This is a genomic window from Halobellus inordinatus, assembly GCF_024464655.1.
Taxonomy (GTDB): Archaea; Halobacteriota; Halobacteria; order Halobacteriales; family Haloferacaceae; genus Haloquadratum; species Haloquadratum inordinatus.
This window is the reverse complement of the sequence record NZ_JANHAV010000002.1, coordinates 269,394-286,295: the sequence shown is the minus strand read 5'-3', so window position 1 is coordinate 286,295 and position 16,902 is coordinate 269,394. Positions and strand designations below refer to the sequence as shown.

The window sequence follows — 16,902 nt, the reverse complement described above, 5'->3', positions numbered from 1 at the left end:
AGGTCTGGCGGACGAATGGGACGACGAACGCTCGACTGATTCTACGACGCTGTCGGTATGGAGCACCAGCCGACGCGACTCAGCGACCGATCAGACTCGTAGGCGATATCAGCGGCCAATTAGACTCGCTTGGCCCGCTGGACCGCGTCGGCGACCGTCACCACCGCGCGAGCCGCTCGTGTCGACGGCGCGGATCGGACGACGGGACTGAACGACTCGATCGTCGCTCCGATGCGTGGATCGGCGGGCACGGTGACCGCGGGGGCGCCGAGCACTTCCTCGAAGGCTCGCTCCGGTGGGTCGTCGACGGCACGGTTGATCACGACGGCGACGAGTCCCGCGTCGAGTTCGCGGGCGAGCTCCCGCGAGCGAACGGCGTCGGCGAGCGCGTACGACTGCGGTGACGCCACGACGACGCAGGCGTCTGCGACCGCCAGGGGAACGCCCGCGTCGGCTTTCATTCCCGCCGGGCAGTCGACTACGACGTCGCCGTACGCACGCTCGACGGCGCGAAGCGTCTCGTCGAGAGCCGTGACGTCCGCCGCCCGAGCGCCCGCGAGTGATCGTCCGCAAGGGAGCAAGCGTACCGGACCGCGCCCCTCACGAACCGCTTCGAGGGGATCGGCACGACCGGCCAGCACGTCGTGGAGGTCCGGGCCGGGACCGGTCGGGAGATCGGCCATCCCGAGGTCGGCGTCGACGACCGTCGCGTCGAGCGCCGCACCGCATTCGACCGAGAGCGTCGACTTGCCGACGCCGCCTTTGCCGCCGGTGACGGCGAGGATCATCGGTCCTCCGTGGACGGCGACGCCGTCGGGGTCTCTCGCACCGCTGACCCCTCGGCAGCCTCTGCCAGCGCCGAGACGACTGGGTCGGGGTCAGCAACAGCCGCACGAGCGGCGAGGTCGTCGATCCGCGCCGCGACGGTCCGGAGTGCTCTTCTATCGGCAGCGAGCGAATCGGGGAGCTCTGAAACCGGATCGATGCCGCCGCAGGCGTCGAGCACCGCAGTCGCCTCGGAAACAGACGCGTCGGTCAGTCGCTCGGCGTGTTCCACGCGCGTTTCGACCGCGTCGAGCCACGCGTCGAGGGCGTCGGGAAGCGGAGCGTCAGCCCCGCCATCATCATCCGGTTCACCGTGCGAATGCTCCGGATGCGGCGCAGCGGCCGTCTCAGTCGGCACGGCGTCGGCGGGCGGAGTCGCACGCCCGAGCGTCCGGACGGCCGAACTGACTAGGTCACGCTCGTCGGTGTCGGCGTCCGCGGGGCCGAGGAGGTCGACGGAGACGACAGACGCGTCCGGATTATCCGAGGATACGCCCGGGGATTCGTCCGAGGATTCTCCCGGGTCGTCTGCAGATGCAGCCGGCGAGCGATCCGGATCGTTCACCGCCGGACAGGCGTATCCGATGCCGAGTCGTCCCGAGGCGGGGATCGTCCCCGAGAATCCGTCCGCATCCCAGCCGGCAGACGGGACGCCCGCACGACGCGGCGGGAGAACGGGCCCATCGAGTTCGTTCGAGACGCGTACGCGCATCTCGACGGCGAGGTCGCTACGAAGTTCGACGCGCACGAGCGTCACGCCCGCGACGCGAGAGGTGGTGGTCGTCGTTCGAACTGGCGGCGTATCGGCGGGTGCGGCGTGAGCGTCGGTCTGCACGCGCGGTCTGGCCGCGGGCAGGTACATAAACTGTCGTCTCAGAATGGGTATGACTCGTCAGCAGATCAGGATGGGCGCGTCGAGGACGTCGTGTGTCGACGTCGGTCCGCCGAGTGCGCCGACGAGGTCCGGCGCGACGACCACCGGTGCGCGGATCGGCGCGCCCCGGGCCACCGCGAGGGCGTCGCAGACGCCGGTCGAGACGGCGGGGTCAGGGGGTCGGGTCCGCGAGAGTCGAGCGGAAACCGTTCGGCGCGCGGCTCGAAAGTCGTCCTCGACGGCCGCGATACGAGCGTCACGAACGGCTCGTTCGAGGTTTCCGGCGCGGTCTTCGAGTCGCAGTCGTGCGTCCCGGGTGTCGCGTGCGGACCGTGCGTTGCGTTCGAGAAGTTCCAGCCGCTGGGCGGCGGCGACGCGCTCGGTCGCGACCTCGGAGAGCCGCCGGGTCGTCTCCGAGAGCGACGCTTCGGCTTCTGCGAGTCCGTCGTCACTCGTCCCGTGATCCGCGTCGCGAAGCGCGTTCACCCGGCCGCGGATAGTCGCGACCCGTTCCCGAAGCCGTTCGGTTTCGGCACCGGCCTCTGCGGCGCGGCGACGGGCGGTACGCAGTTCTGCGACGCCGACCGCCGCGGGCGCCGCGGAGCGAAGCGACCGTCTCGCAGTTCGAAGATCGTCGTCGTAGGGCGTCTCGACACCGCGCGCCGCAGCGAGCGCCGCCAGCGCAGCGCGACGATCGAGCGTCGTTGCGGGCGTGAGTGGCGACACGTGCCGGTGGACCGACTGCGGAGGCGGCGAGTGAACGGCCAGCGTGCCGCTCGTCGTCGGGCAGCCAGCGCAGACCACGCGATCGAGCGCACCGCGTGAGGGACCGAGTTCAACGTCACGAAGGTCGACGATCGGCCCATCACGCGTCGAACCGTCGGGAAGACGGACAGCGGTGTCGGCGACGGCATCGAACCGGCCGCTCACAGTTCCCGCTCGCGCATCGCGTCCGACTCCGGATGGTCGGTTCCGGCGGCAAATCGGTCGTACGGCGTGCTCGGCGACTCCCGGTTTTCGTATGCGGCAGCGGCTTCTCGCACCGCGTCGGGCGCGTCGGCGAACTCGTTGAACGGTTCCGTGCGTTCGACTTGCACGTCGGCGGCGTGTCGCTCGCGAAGCCGACAGGCCAAGAAGGCGCCGTACTCCGTTTCCCGCAGGAGCGCGGCGCGACCGAATTTCCGGACGACGGTCTCTTCGTGTGCTCGACAGGCGTTTCGCAGCGTCTCGCGTGCCCGACGCGAATACGTCACTACCAACAACACGACTACGCCTCAATTTCCGGGCGGCGGTAAAAACCCACTTACACCGGCGAGATGTCGGCGTCGATGTGGTCCGGTCGTTCGTCGAGGAGGTCGGCGATCCGCTCGCGCGCATCGTTCTCGCTCTCGGCGACGACGACGAGTCCGTGCGCACGGCCCGAGCCGGTCGCCTGATACGCACGGAGCCCACCTTCGCCCTCGAAGTCGGTGGCGTACGTCCGCAGGACGGTCACGACGCGCTGTTCGGTCGCGGCGAGGTCCGATTCGCCGGCCTCGAAGTCGCTGAGGGCCTCCTCGACGTTCCGGAGGGCAGAGATGCGGTCCATTCTACGTCGTCCGCAGGTAGTTCTGCCGCGGTTCGTAGAGCTCTCCCTTTCGTTTGAGATTCTCGATCTCGTCTTCGGCCTTCGACTCTTCGAGTCCGAGATCACCGCCTGCCCGTTCGATGACCTCGTCGACCGGCGCGCCCTCCTCGTACTCGTCTTCGAGTTCTTCGATGAGGTGCTTGATGTCCTTGATGCGGTCGCGCTGATTCTTCGAGGTCCCGGTCTCGACGATGTCGGCGTCGAACTCGCCGGTCTCGGGGTCCATCCCGATGTCGCGGAGACAGGATTCGACTATTTCGGTGACTCGGACCGCGTCCTCGCGTTCGACGGTGTCAGAGAGTCTGAGCCGCGCCGACGCCTCCGAGAGCCTGACGAGCGCTTCGAGCTTCCGGGCCGTGACCGGCACCGGCGCGTCGTCGTCGGCCCCCTTCGCGCGGAAGTCGACGTAGAAGTCGCGGATGACCGCTTTCGCCTCGTCGGTCATCGTCGGGTAGCAGTTGCGCTTCGCGTAGGCGATGTACTTCCGCAGGAGTTCGGCGTCGATGACGGGCGTGACTTCCTCGGTCGCGTCCTCGACTTCGCCATCGGTGAACTCCGAACTCGGCACCTTCGACTTCTGGGTGTGGAGTTCGCCCGCGTAGTTCGTGTTGATGATGTGCTCTGCGAGTTCGGCGTCGCTCTCGGGGTCGGGGTTGTCCGTCACCGTGAAGATCAGGTCGAACCGCGAGATGAGCGCGGGTTCGAGGTCGATCTGCTCGCCGATCGGCTCGTACTGGTCGAAGCGGCCGTACTTCGGGTTTGCCGCGCCGAGCAGCGAACACCGGGATTTCAGGGTCGCGTTGATTCCGGCCTTGGATACCGAAATAGAGTTGTGGAGGACGACGCCCTTGCTCACGAACGTGTTCGTCGGTTCGACAGTCACGTCGTAGACCCACTCACAGGCGTGTTCCCCCTCGTTCGGGACAGTCTCGACGTCGGTCACGCGGTAGTATCGGAGGTCGCATCGCGATTCGAGGGCATCGAGCCGCTCGTCCGCTTCGTCGAGCGCCTCCGCGATCGCGTCCAGGGCACCTGTGCGGAGCGATGCCCGTCTCGCAGCGGTGTAGCCGCCGTCTTCAGCGTAGTGAACCGCGCTCGTCGTCGCGTCCGGGAGCTGCTCGGCGAGCTGTCTGCCGGACCAGCCGATAAGATCTCTGGCTTCTGCGAGCGTCGCTGCCGAATCGAGCTCGTTTCGGATTGTTTCGATGCGATCTCGGAGCGACTCGACTTCTGCCTGAACAGTGCTAATTTGGACGCCGTAGCCCTCGTCGAGTGCGGGGCGGAATCGACCGTCGAGAGGGACACCGAGCAGTCGTTTGAGCGATCTGATCTCTCGCGCTGCGCTCGTCGGCAGAACGTCGTGGTGCCGTTCGGTCTCGTTGCTCCGCTCGGCGAACGCTTGGGCCTTCTCGTGACGGTCGTCGGCAGGATCGACGACCGCCGACACGAACCGTTCGGTGGAGTCGCCCATCACGTACGTCTTCCAGGCGTCTTCGGCCGAATCATAGTGAATTCGCGACCCGATACCAAGCTTCGCGAGCGCATCGGCGTAATCCGCTGCGAGACCTTCGGAAGCGGTCGAAAACGACATCGCTTCACTCTCGACGCCGCCATCGCCCGCAAACGCACCGACGAGGAACCGGCGAATCTCTTCTTCGGAGGCACCGAGGACGGCGTCCGGCATCCGTTTGTCCCTCGATTTCCGCATCACGCCCGGGAAGTTGGACTCGAACCACCGGTACAGTTTCGTCGATACCCATCGCTTCGTCGTGGTCCCAGCACCGTTCACCGCGTCCGTGCTTTCGAGACCGAAGATGTCGGCCATCAACTGCGCTGCCCGATCGAGGAGCCTGTCGTCTTGGTTCGAGAACCCGATTTCGTGCGTGCGACCGCCGGAGTACGAGTGTCCTTCGGCCGTCAAGAGCCCCAGCATCTCCGCGAGGTCAGGCGACATCTCGTCCGGGAGGTCGACGTCGCGCTCTTTGCCGCGGTGCTCCCCGTCAGTGAGCGGCCGTGGGGCTGCAGAGTTCGGGAGTTTTCGCGGCGCAGGGACAAAATCGCCCACAGACATCGCCGCGGCATCGACCGTTCCGACCGCTCCGTCGTCGTCGACGAACATCGGATGTTCGGGAGTGACGAGAACCGAGCGACCGTTCGAGAAGGACACCCGAACGAACTCCTCTGGGGCTTCGTGCCTGCTCACGCGATCGACCGAGGTCTTCTCGGTGTCGTTCGTGTCGAGATCGACAGTGTGGACGCCGACATCCTCGACCGGGAGGATCTCGCAGTCGACGCCGTCGACGACGTCCCCCTCGCGCTCGTCCATCATCGAGTCCACGAACGGACCGATCTCGACGCGACGGCCGTCTGAGAGTAAAACCTCCGATTTCGGATGGTATGACTGTTGTTCCAGCGCTTCGTGCATTGCACTCCGGTCCTCCGATCGCATCTTATCTAGCTCGTCGACAGCCGCGATTCCTTTGTCTGCCAGCACGAGCGCGCCGGCTTCGAGCGTCCACTGCTGGCCGTCGCCGAAGTCGTCGCGGACGGCGGCCGCCGTGAGACCGGCGGACGAACTGCCTTTCCCGGAGGTGTACACCGATCGGGGCGCGATGTTCCGGATGTACTGGAGCATCGCGGACTTACCCGTACCAGGGTCCCCGATCAAGAGCATGTGGAGGTCGCCGCGGATCCGCGAGCCGTCCGGGAGGTGTTTGGTGACGCCCGAAAAGAGCTGGAGGATCATCGCGAGTTTCTCCTGCTCGTAGCCGTAGATCGAGGGCGCGACCGAGCCGACCATCTTCTCGTAGATGTCGGGGTCGTTCGAGAGGTCGACGATCTCCGCGACGTCCTCCTCGGTGATGTCCATATCCTCGAACTCCTCGTCCTCGATTTCGACCGCGACGCCGTCCATATAGAGGTCGAAGATAGGTGTCTTCTCGTTGCCGGAGGTCTGCTGCTCGATGTGGAGGACGCCCGTCACAGTGACGTGGTCGCCGGCCGTGACTTCGCCGGTGACGTCGTCTTCGAGGTCGATGTCGATGCTCTGTGGCGTCTCGCCGCCCCGCAGGCCCTCGGGGCTCTCCTGGACGCGAACCTTCTGTGCGTCGATGAACTCGGACTGGTCGAAGTCGACGTGGAACGGTCCCTGGCGCTCACACCCCTGACACTCGTGCGGTTCCTGAAAGCCGCTGTCGGACTGCGGGATGTACGTCATCGTCCCGCAGCGCTGGCACTCGAAAGCGGCCTCGGTGATCTTCGGTCGGACGTCGGTCGCCTTGCGGACGATCCCCTGGACCGCGATCATCCGCCCGATGTGATCGTCGTGAACGCGAATGCTGCGGATGTCAACCGTTTCCGGGAGGTGCGTGAGCCGGACGTGCGCGCGGCCGAGTTTGACGTCCGCCGGGAGGTCGTAGAGGCGGAGCGCCTCCTCGGCGTACTCGCGGATCTGGTCGGGTTTCTTCTTGTAGTCTTCGGCCAGTTCCGTATCGAACTTGTAGAGGTCCTCGTAGTCGATGTACAGCGACCGCTGTTCGTTCGGGTACTGCTGGGCGAGCTTGCCGATCTCGTCGCGGTAGTACTTGCGGTAGAACTGGATGAACCGGTCGGTGAGGTCGCGTGAGTCCTGGGGGGCCTGCGCCATCGCACCGGAGTAGGGTTCTCATCGGGTAAGAGTCTTCGCCACCCGGAGCGAAAGTGATCGGATTCCAAGACGACGGCCCGCAGGAAGAAGCGTCTACAGCGAAACGTCGGTTTCGATGTCCTCGGTCGCCTCTTCGAGGCCGTCGCGACGGGCGTCTTCGGCGAGTCGCGCCGAGAGGTCGGCGTCGGTAAGCAGATCGGAGAACGCGTCGCGGAAGCGGTGATTCACCTGCCGAGACGCGAGATCTGACTCGGCGACGCGGCGGTAGCGGCGGACCGTTTCGGCGTCGAGGTCGGTATCCGCGTCCGCCGCAGCGTCAGCGTCTGATTTGGCGTCGGCATCGCGCGCGAGTTCGGCGGCCACCGCGTCGTCGTCGACGGCCTCGGCGGAGCGCTGCTGGAGGAGGCTCCGCAACCGATCGAACGAAAACGGCGCGGCGCGGTCCGCGTCGGCGACGAGGTGGAGGTCCATCCGCGCGCGGAACACCTCGTCGGCGTCGACGTCCGCCGACAGCGACTCCGCGAGCGCGGCGTCAGCGGCCGACGACCACGAGTCGGCGTCTGCACCCACCGCGTCGGGGTCGAAGAAGCCACGAACGACGCGGCGGAGGTCCGCGTCCGACAGCGACGACGCGAAGTCGTAGCGCTCGCGCATCGTCGTGACCAACTCCGCGAGTCGCTCCTCGACGGTCGCGTCGTCGGTCGTCGACGAGAGGGAGCCCCGTGAATCCGACTGCGACTCGGTCACGCTCTCCTCGCCAGTCGTCTCCACGAAGATGTCCCGGAGTTCGGCCGTCTTATCGTCCATCAGGCGTTCCTAAGAGCGTCCGGCGTACTAAAGCGTGGCGTCGTAAACCGAATCTTTCATACAGGTTTACGAGACAGTGGCGGGTATGGCAGCAGAGACGGAATCAGTCGAACTCGTCGGCGAGGACGTCGTCGGCAACGTCGCGCGGGCGGCGTTGTTCGCGGCGCTCACCGGCGCGTTCGCGTACGTATCGTTTCCGAATCCGATCTCGCCCGTCCCGGTGAGTCTCCAGGTCCTCGGCGTCTTCCTCGCCGGGATTTTCCTCGGACCGGTCTGGGGCGGCGTATCGATCGTGTTCTATCTCGCCGCCGGGGCCGCCGGCGCGCCGATCTTCGCCGGCGGGTCGGCCGGAATCGGCCCCTTGGTTGGCTACACCGCGGGCTACCTCTGGTCGTACCCGATCGCCGCGGCGCTCGTTGGCGCCGTCGTCCACGGATTCGACGGCCTCGACGACCCCGAAGTGGTCGCCACGACCCGTCTCGTCGCTGGAATGCTGGCGGGGACGGTCGTCATCTACGCGCTCGGGACCGTCGGCTTCGCCGTCGTCCAGAACGTCGGTCTCGTGGAGGCGTTCACCGTGAGCGCGCTCGCGTTCGTCCCCTTCGAGGCCGTGAAGATCGCCGCGGCCGTCGGCGTCGTCCGCAGTGATGCCGCTGCAGCGGCCTGAGTCGCGATGGAAGATGTCGAGTCTCGGCGGCAACGACCCGCAGCAAACGATGATTCGGAGCAAACGATGACCCCCAACAAACGATGATCCACACGGACGGACTCCGCCACTGCTACGGAGACGTCGTCGCTGTCGACGACGTCTCGATCACGATTCCGGACGGCGAGTGCGTCGTGCTGGCGGGCGCGAACGGGTCCGGAAAGACGACGCTGGTCCGCCACTTCAACGGCCTGCTGGAACCGGACGAGGGGACCGTGGAAGTGAACGGCCGTCCAGTGAGCGACGACCTCGTCGCCGCCCGGACCGCGATCGGGATGGTGTTTCAGGACCCCCGAGATCAACTCGTCGCGGCCACGATCGGCGCGGACGTCGCCTTCGGACCGGAGAATCTCGGCCTCTCGCGCGCGGAGATCGATCGCCGCGTCGAAGACGCGCTGGCGGCCGTGAATCTGCAGGGCCGCGAGGACGAGCGCGTCGGCGAACTCTCCGGCGGCGAGCGCGAGCGCGTCGCCATCGCCGGCGCACTCGCGATGGAGCCGGACCATCTCGTCCTCGACGAACCGTTCACCGGCCTCGATGCACCGGCCCGCGAGTCCGTGCTCGACCGACTGCGGACGCTCACCAACTCGGGAACGGGCGTGGTGATCGTCACTCACGACCTCCGCGACGTCCTCGGGCTGGCGGACCGCGTGGTCGCGATGGCTGACGGTCGCGTCGTCATCGACGCCGCCCCCGCTGACGCCCTCGCGTCGCTACCCGAGCACGACGTCCGCGTGCCCGACAGCGCAGTCGACGCCGAGCGGCGGAGCGCCAACCACCAGGCCCCCCAGCGCCGATGCTGACCTACCACCCCGGCGACTCGCTCGCTCATCGACTCGATCCGCGGACGAAACTGCTCGCGCAGGCGGCGTTCGCGGCCGCGGCGTTCGCGCACACGGCGCCGCGGGGGCTCGCCGTGCTCACCGTCCTCACAGCCGCGTTTCTCGCGGCCGGACGGCTGTCGCCTGCGCGCGCCATCCGCGGCTACCTCCCCGCGCTCCCGTTTCTGGCTGCGGGGCCGCTGATTGCTACGGTGAATCTCGACGTCAGCGCGCTCTCGCTCGGGATCGAGCCGAACGCGGCGGTCGACCCGCTGCTAGCGAGCTATCGGGTGCTCCTCATCCTATTCGTCTCGGCCGTGTACCTCCACACGACGCCCGTTCGGGACTCGCGTGCGGCGATCCAGCGGCTCGTGCCGGGTCGCGTCGGCCACCTCCTGGGTGTCGGCGTCGCGCTCGTATTCCGGTTCTTCCCGCTCTTGCGTGCGGACCTTCGGCGCGTCCGCGAGGCCTCGACGGCGCGGTTGGGCGACGAGCGTCCGTTGCGTGACCGGATGCGACTCGTCGGGGCTACCGGCATCCGCCGAGCGTTCGCCCGCGCCGACCGACTCGCGCTCGCGCTTCGGGTGCGCTGTTTCGCGTGGAATCCGACGCTTCCGGAACTCCGATTCGGGCGGACCGACGCGCTCGGATTCGTCGTCGTCGCCGCACTCGTCGGGGCGGCGCTGCTGTGATCGGTCTTGTGGAGGATGAGAGAGCCACCGCTGCAAAAACAGGGACGTGTTCGGACCTGCCGACTCGATCGGGCAGTTACGCCTGCAGATACTCCTTCTCGAAGCCGCGGAACTCAGTGCGGTGGGCCTCCTCGTCGGCGAGGAGCGTCACCGCGAGGTCTTCTGTCACGGGGTCGTTGGCTTCCTCGGCGGCATCGATGAGGGCGCGGTAAGTCTCGATGGCATCCTCTTCGGCGTCGAGAACGCCCTCGACGACCGAGAGGACGTCGGTGCTGTCCTGGGGTGGCTGGAGGCTCATCTGGTTCGCCTCGAACTCCCCGGACCCCGGCGGCTGCTCGTCGAGTTGCTTGAGTCGGTTCCCCAGTTGCTCGGCGTGAGTGAGCTCCTCCTGGATGTCCTGCTGGAGCGACTCTTTGATCTCCTCTGCGCGGACGCCGTCGAGGACGATCGAGTTCGACAGGTAGTTCATCACGGTCTCGATCTCGTCCTGGTAGGCCTTCTTCAACAGGCGGGTGACCTCGTCTGACATAACGTCCGGACGTTCGACGGCCGGCGACAAGATACTGTCGGCGAGGAGAGGTGAGGCGGGTCGGGAGTGCGACAGCGCAGGTCATAGGGATTATCGTCACTGTTCGGAGGTTCTCGCCGTATCGTCCGGCGAGAAATCTATGGGGGCTTGCGATAACCCCTATCAGACGCGCGAGCCGTCGACGTCGATGGCGTCGACCGGGCAGATGTCGACACAGAGCATACAGTCGATGCACTGATCCTCGCGCGTCGGTTCGACTTTCTGCTCGGACTCGGGATGGCCGGGCGTGTCGACCCACGTGAACACGTCGACCGGACAGTTCTCCAGACACGCGCCGTCGGCGACACAGAGGTCGTAATCGACCGCGACGTGCATCCCGTGGATCCCCAGTTTCTCCGGCGGATCGACCGGTCCCCACACGTCGACGCCGTTCTCCTCGCCGACCTTCTCGCGGTTGCTGTCGAAGTTCGGATCGATTCCCATTAGGGTTGACTACTTGCGAGGGAACAAAAACACCGTCGGTAAGCCGACAGCGGGTCGAACCAGGATATTAAGATCCACGCCGCACGAGTCCCGCTATGGGACACGTCAACGAACGTGAACTCGAGTGGACCGACGTCGAGCGCGGGGAGACGCACTTCCGGCGGAAGACCCTCGGCGCCGAAACCGACGTCGACGACATCGGGGCGAGTCTCTACGAACTACCGCCGGAGGCCGCCTCGTGGCCGTATCACTTCCACACCGGGAACGCGGAGGCCGTGTACGTGTTGTCGGGGACCGGACTCCTCAGGACGCCCGACGGAGAGACGCGCGTCGAACCGGGAGACTACTGTGCGTTCGCGGCCGACCCCGACGGCGCGCACCGCTTCTACAACGACGGGATGGAGCCGCTCCGCTTTCTCGCGGTGTCGACGATGCAGGATCCAGACGTGACGGTCTATCCGGATTCGGAGAAGATCGGCGTGTACGCCGGCGCGCCGCCCGGCGGCGACAAAGACGAGCGCGTCGTCTCGGGGTATTTCCGCCGCGAGGACGACGTCGACTACTGGGAGGGCGAATCCTAGTCTGATTACTGCGTGGCCGGTTCGCGGGTCCGGCGCGCGCGACGGACGTACGCGGTGAAGTTCTCGAAGAGCCGCTTCGTCTGGCAGGCCGCGTCGTAGTTCTCGGCGGTGATGCCGTCCAGAACCGCCTGCAGGCGCCCTTCGGAGAGGTCCTTCTCTTTCGTGATGGCGGTCGCCGTCTCGGGGTCGTACTCCGGGTGGAACTGGACGCCCCAGGCGTCGCCGCGGCGGAAGGCGTGCACTCCGTAGTCGTTCTCGGCGAGCAGGTCCGCACCCGGCGGGAGTTCCGTGACGGCGTCCGAGTGGGACGTGAACGCGGTGAACGACTCGGGGATGCCCTCGAGCAGGTCGTCGTCCGCCGTCTGTCGGATCTCGCGGTAGCCGATCTCGTACTCGCCCATATCCTCGACGCGGCCGCCGAGCGCCGACGCGAGGACCTGGTGGCCGTAACAGACGCCGAGGATCGGCACGCCGCGCTCGTCGGCGGCCGCGACGTACTCGATCAGCGGTCGGATCCAGTTGCGGTCCCAGTAGACCGACGAGCGCGACCCGGTGACGACGACGGCGTCGAAGTCGAAGTGCGCCGGCCGCTCGTGTTGCGTCACGTCGAACTCGACGAGGTCGGCGTCGAGTTCGCGGCGGAAGTTCCGCGGCGTGTGCTCGTCGCCGTGAGACGCGTCCAGCAGGGCAAATCGAAGTCGGTCGCTCCCCTCTCTCATCGTCATCTCGAAGGCAACGGGGCGAAAAAGGCCTTGCGCCCGTGGTGGGTCCTGCCGGTCTCGCGGACGGCGAGCCGCTGTGGAGATCCTTGCAGCGGCGAAAAAGCGGCTCATACTGTCGGACAGAACTATGTGAAGCGTATCGGCACCCCAAGGGGGCCAAAACGATTCACGGACTTCTGTCCGACAGTATCAGACGTCGGCGAGGAAGCCGAGGAGGTCGTCGTTGGCGCGGCGAGACGCCTCGACGTGAACGAGATGCCCCGCCCCGTCGATCTCGCGGTACGTACCGCGCGGGAGCCCCGTCGCGAGCGCCTCGGCCCGGGCAGGCGGCCAGACCGCGTCTGCGCTCCCGTGGACGACGAGCGACGGGACGGTGATCTCGTAGAGCTGATCCGAGACGTCGAAGTCGGCAGCGGCGGTCGCCTGTGCCTCCCAAGCACTGCGGTTCGCGTCTTCCGCGGCGCGCCAGCCGACTATCTGCTCGACAGCGTCGGGGTGGGCGTCGACGAACTGCTCGGAGAGTCCGGCGGCGAGCGAGCGTTCGAGTTCCGCCTCGTCGTCGGGTGCCCCCCACAGCGGTTCGAGGTCGAGGCCGTCGCCGCGAGCGGCGGTGCCGACGAGAGTGAGGCTGTCTACGCGTGCAGTGTCAAGGGCCGTGTAGAGTGCGACCATCCCGCCGAGGCCCGCGCCGACGACGTGCGCGGAGCGGACGCCTGCGTCCGAGAGGATCGTCGTGAGGTCGTCGCTGAGGTCTTCGACGGTGTACGGACCAGACGGCGCATCCGAGCGGCCGGCACCGCGGAGGTCCGCGACGAGGCTCTCGTAGGGACCGGCGACGGCCGCGTGTTGCCAGCCCCACTGCCACGCGCCGTAGCCGACGTCGCCGACGAACGCGACGGTGTCGCCCGTGCCAGCCGTCTCGTAGTACAGGTCGACGCCGCCGTTCGAGGTCGTGGGCATACCCGTGAATCGGCGAGGCGCGGTTTATGCGTCTCGGAGCAGTGTGGCCGGGTCCACGGATCTGGGCGACCGATGGTCCACCTAGCGTCGCTACTCGCGGCGACGAACGGTCCAGTCGTCCTCGCCGCCGTCGCACTCGACGACGACATCGAAGAGCGTTGTGAGCAGGTCGACGGTCTGGGCGTCCTGGATCGTCGGGTCGAGATAGAACTGTCCCGCCGAACCGGTCGTCTGTATCCGCGTCGTGAGTACGTGGAGGAACCGATAGACGACCTGTGGGCTCGCGTACTGGAGGAGTACCGTCAACGACTCCACAGCCACGACGGCGTCGGACCACTCGTTCAGATATGGGGTCGTTTTGACACCGACGCCGGTGAGATTCGACGGCGCCGCGACCGTCTCGACGCCGAGGTCGCGATCGCCGAGATCGTCGTCACCCAATTCGGGCGTCGTGATCACTGTGGCCGCGGTTGGGTCCGCGCCGAGCGCATCACACCACTCGTCGTACCACCGGGCGGGTCGCTGGGAGAACGAGACACCGAGGAGTTCGACCTCGCTGGGGTCGTCGACGAGCGCGCGCTTGCAGGTGAGGTCCTCGCTGGCGGCCGTCTGCGGTCGCAGTACTAAGGCCGCTTGGACGGCGTCGATCTGGGATACAGCACCCTCTATCGAGGACACAGTGTTACTTAACCGACATCTGTCGATAAGTCTTCTGTCGAACGAGGGCGTTGCCGGAAGGTCGTCAGCGAAAGAACAGTCCGGCAACGAAGAGAGATCGGCTTATGCGCGCTGCACGGCGCGGAGGATTTCGGGGGCCTGTTCGAGCACCTCGTCGAGGGCGTCGACGTCCGGGCCGCCGCCCTGCGCGAAGTCCGGCGGGCCGCCGCCGCCACCGCCGACTTCGGCCGCGAGTCGCCCGACGACTTCCCCGGCGTTGATGCCGACGTCGTCCGGAACGCCGACGACGAACTGGGCGCTACCGCCAGCCCCGGAGCCGAGCACGGCGATCTTCCCCTCCTCGACGAGGGCGTTCGCCGTCGCGCGCAGTTCGTCGGCGTCGCCGTCGAGACGTTGGACGACGGCGGGCGTCTCGTCGATCTCGATCTCGCCCTCGTCCGCGGCGGCGCGCGCCTCCGCGAGTTCGGTCTTCAGGCGGTCGATCGTCTTGCCGCGCTCCTTCCACTCGGTGAAGAAGCGCTCGGCCGTCTCGGGGACGTCTTCGGGCGTCACGTCCAGCACGTCGGCGGCCTCGTAAAGCGCGTCTTCTGTGCGCTGAGTGGCGTCGATCGCCGCGTCGCCGGCGGCGAAGACGATGCGTTCGACGCCATCCTGAACCGGTTCGGTGGTGAGGATCTTGATCGCGCCGATGTCGCCGGTCCGGCCGACGTGCGTCCCACCGCAGGCCTGCACGTCGTCACCGACGGTGATCGTGCGGATGTTCTGTCCCGGCGGGATCCCGCCCTGATAGAGGTCGAAACCGTACTCCTCTTCGGCCTCGTGGCGGTCGGGCCAGTCCTGTTTCACCGAGAGATTTCGCATCACGACGTCGTTGGCGACCGCCTCGATCTGCTTTACCTCCTCGCGGGTGATCCGCTCGTAGTGGGCGACGTCGAGCCGGGCGCGGTCGGTTCCCTTCTGTGCGCCGGCCTGTCGGACGTGCTCGCCGAGCACCTGTCGAGCAGCGTACCCGATGACGTGCGTCGCGGTGTGGTGCCGCATCAACCGACGGCGACGCTCAACGTCGAGTTGCCCGCGGACGAACTCGCCTTTGCCGGGGTTGCCGTCGGCCCGGTGGAGGACGACGCCGTCGCGGATCTGAACGTCCGTCACCTGCACGGTGGTGTCGTCGGTCGAGATCGTCCCGTGGTCGGCAGGCTGACCGCCGCCTTCGGGGTAAAACATCGTCTGATCGAGGACGACGTCGTAGCCCTCCTCGCGCTCGATGACGTCGAGGACGACCGCCTCGAACTCCGTGCGCTCTTGGTCGTCGTAGTAGAGTTTCTCCGTCTCGGGGAGGTCCGCGAGGCGCTCGCTGCGTTCGACTGCGTCGCGGGACGCGCCCTCGCCCTCGTGTCGGTCGGCGACCAGCGAGTAGAAGTCGTCGGGGACGTCGACGGACGCGCCGTGGTCGGCCGCGATCTCCTCGACCATCTCGGGTTGGATCCCGTGGGAGTCGTACAGTTCGATGAGTTCCCCGACGGGGATCGCCTCGTCCTTCTCGGCGTACTCCGCCGCCAGCGTCTCGACCTTGCGACGGCCGCGTTCGAGCGTCTCGCGGTACTTCCGTTCCTCGGTGCGGACGATGTCGCGGATCGTGTCGCGGTTCTCATACCCGAGGCGTTCGGCCTGCATATCGACGAGTTCGTCGAGCGGCGCGTCGACGCCGACGTCGTCGACGAGCCGCTTCGTCCGACGCAGGACCATCCGAGCGAGATAGCCCGTGCCCACGTTCGAGGGGACGATCTCGTCGCCGAACATATACGCCAGCGTCCGGCAGTGGTCGGCGATCGCGTAGATCGTCTCCAGCGGTTCGAGCAGTTCGGTCAGTTCGTCGGCGTCGACGTCGAGTTCGTCGGCGACGTCGGCGCGCGCCGCAGTCAGGTCGTCGACCTCGTCGATGTCGAGATAGCCCGAGAGCTTCGCCGCCCGGTGGACGAGTTCCTCCTCCTCGTCGGTCAGCGAGACCCCGGCGTTCTCCTTGAGGAAGTCGATGGTGTCGGGGTAGACGGCCTCGTAGACCGTCGGCGTCCCCTGTGAGACCCACGTCCAGCGTTCGAGGCCGTAGCCGGTGTCGACGATGTAGGTGTCCATCGGCGAGTACCGGTTGCCGTCTTTCATCTCGTATTCGCCATCGTCGTCCTGTTCCATCGACATAAAGACGAGCGTGGCCAGTTCCGCGCCGCGGTAGAGGACCTCGAACGCCGGCCCGGCGTTGCCGCCGCCGACCCACGGATCCTCGATGTAGGTGATCTCTTCGAGGTCTGCGCCCATATGCTCGAAGAACTGATCGCAGAGTTCGACGGTCTCGTCCTTCCAGTAGACCTCGCCGGAGTAGGCGTACTCGTCGCCGGCCTCCTCGCGGGCGTTGAAAGCGTGGTGGGCCATCATCTCGAACGCCATCGTGTGACGCCCCGTCTTGCCGACGTTGTCGATGTCCTGCATCCGGATGCAGGGCTGGGAGATACACAGCGGATTCGCCGGGGGCGGGGTCTGCCCGCTCGTGACGAGCGGCTGGAAGTCGTAGATCGACGCCTGGGTGAGAAGCACGTCGTCGCGCCAGCGGTTGGCCGCGACCGGGTACGGCTCGATACGCTCGTGGCCGTGCTCCTCGAAGAACGAGAGGAACTTCTCGCGCATCTCTTCGAGGGAGTACTCCTCGTCGAAGCCGGGGTTGTCGATGAAGGAGTAGTCGTCCGCGGGCGGCTCACCGCACGTCTCGCGGTCGGGGTCGCGCGTCCAGAAGTGGACGCCCGTCACCGGACACTGCTTCCGGTGGAAGCCCTCCTCCTCGAAGTAATCGAGGCGATACTCCGCTTCGAGTTCACTCATTACCCGTCAGTTGACCCACGGCCGGGTAAAACAGTTCCGGGTGCAGGAGACAGAGCGGACGGCTACGGGGGGTTTCGGGT

The 16,902-nt window shown here is 66.8% G+C and carries 17 protein-coding genes; 4 read left to right on the top strand and 13 right to left on the bottom strand.

The features are described from left to right. Nucleotides 1-119: 119 nt before the first annotated feature. The 7 genes from NO347_RS05750 to NO347_RS05720 form a co-directional block, all read right to left on the bottom strand. Nucleotides 120-788, bottom strand: coding sequence for a MinD/ParA family ATP-binding protein (locus NO347_RS05750; protein WP_256288688.1), 669 nt, complete (start codon nucleotides 786-788; stop codon nucleotides 120-122). After that, complete coding sequence (locus tag NO347_RS05745; RefSeq protein WP_256288687.1) at nucleotides 785-1,660, bottom strand: DUF7857 domain-containing protein; 876 nt, start codon at nucleotides 1,658-1,660, stop codon at nucleotides 785-787. Before NO347_RS05745 ends, NO347_RS05750 begins: the two co-directional genes overlap by 4 nt. Before the next feature lie 57 nt (nucleotides 1,661-1,717). Next, on the bottom strand, nucleotides 1,718-2,629 hold the full coding sequence (locus tag NO347_RS05740; RefSeq protein WP_256288686.1) for a DUF7856 family protein: 912 nt from the start codon (nucleotides 2,627-2,629) through the stop codon (nucleotides 1,718-1,720). Continuing rightward, nucleotides 2,626-2,964 (bottom strand): DUF7855 family protein, encoded by a 339-nt coding sequence (locus NO347_RS05735; RefSeq protein WP_256288685.1) that lies wholly within the window; start codon nucleotides 2,962-2,964, stop codon nucleotides 2,626-2,628. The genes NO347_RS05740 and NO347_RS05735 overlap by 4 nt, the downstream gene beginning before the upstream one ends. Nucleotides 2,965-3,002: 38 nt before the next feature. After that, on the bottom strand, nucleotides 3,003-3,287 hold the full coding sequence (locus NO347_RS05730) for a DUF7854 family protein (protein ID WP_256288684.1): 285 nt from the start codon (nucleotides 3,285-3,287) through the stop codon (nucleotides 3,003-3,005). Between the two features lies 1 nt (nucleotide 3,288). After that, nucleotides 3,289-6,972: an LAGLIDADG family homing endonuclease gene (locus NO347_RS05725; protein WP_256288683.1), complete on the bottom strand. Its 3,684-nt coding sequence runs from the start codon at nucleotides 6,970-6,972 to the stop codon at nucleotides 3,289-3,291. A gap of 93 nt (nucleotides 6,973-7,065) precedes the next feature. Then, nucleotides 7,066-7,779, bottom strand: coding sequence for a conditioned medium-induced protein 4 (locus NO347_RS05720; protein WP_256288682.1), 714 nt, complete (start codon nucleotides 7,777-7,779; stop codon nucleotides 7,066-7,068). A gap of 85 nt (nucleotides 7,780-7,864) precedes the next feature. Between NO347_RS05720 and NO347_RS05715 the strand changes: the two genes are divergently transcribed. From NO347_RS05715 to NO347_RS05705, 3 genes are all read left to right on the top strand, one after another. Next, entirely contained in the window at nucleotides 7,865-8,446 is a 582-nt protein-coding gene (locus tag NO347_RS05715) for a biotin transporter BioY (protein ID WP_256288681.1), read from the top strand. Nucleotides 8,447-8,529: 83 nt separating this feature from the next. Next, on the top strand, nucleotides 8,530-9,288 hold the full coding sequence (locus NO347_RS05710; RefSeq protein ID WP_256288680.1) for an energy-coupling factor ABC transporter ATP-binding protein: 759 nt from the start codon (nucleotides 8,530-8,532) through the stop codon (nucleotides 9,286-9,288). After that, nucleotides 9,282-9,998 (top strand): energy-coupling factor transporter transmembrane component T family protein, encoded by a 717-nt coding sequence (locus NO347_RS05705; RefSeq protein ID WP_256288679.1) that lies wholly within the window; start codon nucleotides 9,282-9,284, stop codon nucleotides 9,996-9,998. Before NO347_RS05710 ends, NO347_RS05705 begins: the two co-directional genes overlap by 7 nt. Before the next feature lie 76 nt (nucleotides 9,999-10,074). Here NO347_RS05705 and NO347_RS05700 read toward each other — a convergent pair whose 3' ends face one another. Together NO347_RS05700 and NO347_RS05695 are read right to left on the bottom strand one after the other, a co-directional pair. Beyond that, the gene (locus tag NO347_RS05700; protein WP_256288678.1) at nucleotides 10,075-10,527 is read right to left on the bottom strand and encodes a ferritin-like domain-containing protein; all 453 of its coding nucleotides are present in this window, start codon (nucleotides 10,525-10,527) and stop codon (nucleotides 10,075-10,077) included. Nucleotides 10,528-10,689: 162 nt separating this feature from the next. Next, complete coding sequence (locus NO347_RS05695) at nucleotides 10,690-11,010, bottom strand: 4Fe-4S dicluster domain-containing protein (RefSeq protein WP_121568634.1); 321 nt, start codon at nucleotides 11,008-11,010, stop codon at nucleotides 10,690-10,692. A 95-nt stretch (nucleotides 11,011-11,105) separates the two neighbouring features. Between NO347_RS05695 and NO347_RS05690 the strand changes: the two genes are divergently transcribed. Further along, entirely contained in the window at nucleotides 11,106-11,591 is a 486-nt protein-coding gene (locus tag NO347_RS05690) for a cupin domain-containing protein (protein ID WP_256288677.1), read from the top strand. Between the two features lie 5 nt (nucleotides 11,592-11,596). Here the strand turns inward: NO347_RS05690 and NO347_RS05685 are convergent, their stop codons facing one another. The 4 genes from NO347_RS05685 to alaS all read right to left on the bottom strand — a co-directional run bounded on the left by NO347_RS05685 (nucleotide 11,597) and on the right by alaS (nucleotide 16,822). Beyond that, the gene (locus tag NO347_RS05685; RefSeq protein WP_256288676.1) at nucleotides 11,597-12,310 is read right to left on the bottom strand and encodes a type 1 glutamine amidotransferase; all 714 of its coding nucleotides are present in this window, start codon (nucleotides 12,308-12,310) and stop codon (nucleotides 11,597-11,599) included. A gap of 192 nt (nucleotides 12,311-12,502) precedes the next feature. Continuing rightward, nucleotides 12,503-13,273, bottom strand: a complete 771-nt coding sequence (locus NO347_RS05680; RefSeq protein ID WP_256288675.1) for an alpha/beta fold hydrolase — start codon at nucleotides 13,271-13,273, stop codon at nucleotides 12,503-12,505. Between the two features lie 90 nt (nucleotides 13,274-13,363). Beyond that, nucleotides 13,364-13,951: a DUF7504 family protein gene (locus NO347_RS05675; RefSeq protein ID WP_256288674.1), complete on the bottom strand. Its 588-nt coding sequence runs from the start codon at nucleotides 13,949-13,951 to the stop codon at nucleotides 13,364-13,366. A gap of 102 nt (nucleotides 13,952-14,053) precedes the next feature. Next, nucleotides 14,054-16,822 carry an alanine--tRNA ligase gene (alaS, locus tag NO347_RS05670; RefSeq protein ID WP_256288673.1) on the bottom strand — a complete coding sequence of 923 codons (2,769 nt, stop codon included), beginning with the start codon at nucleotides 16,820-16,822 and terminating at the stop codon, nucleotides 14,054-14,056. Between the last annotated feature and the right edge of the window lie 80 nt (nucleotides 16,823-16,902).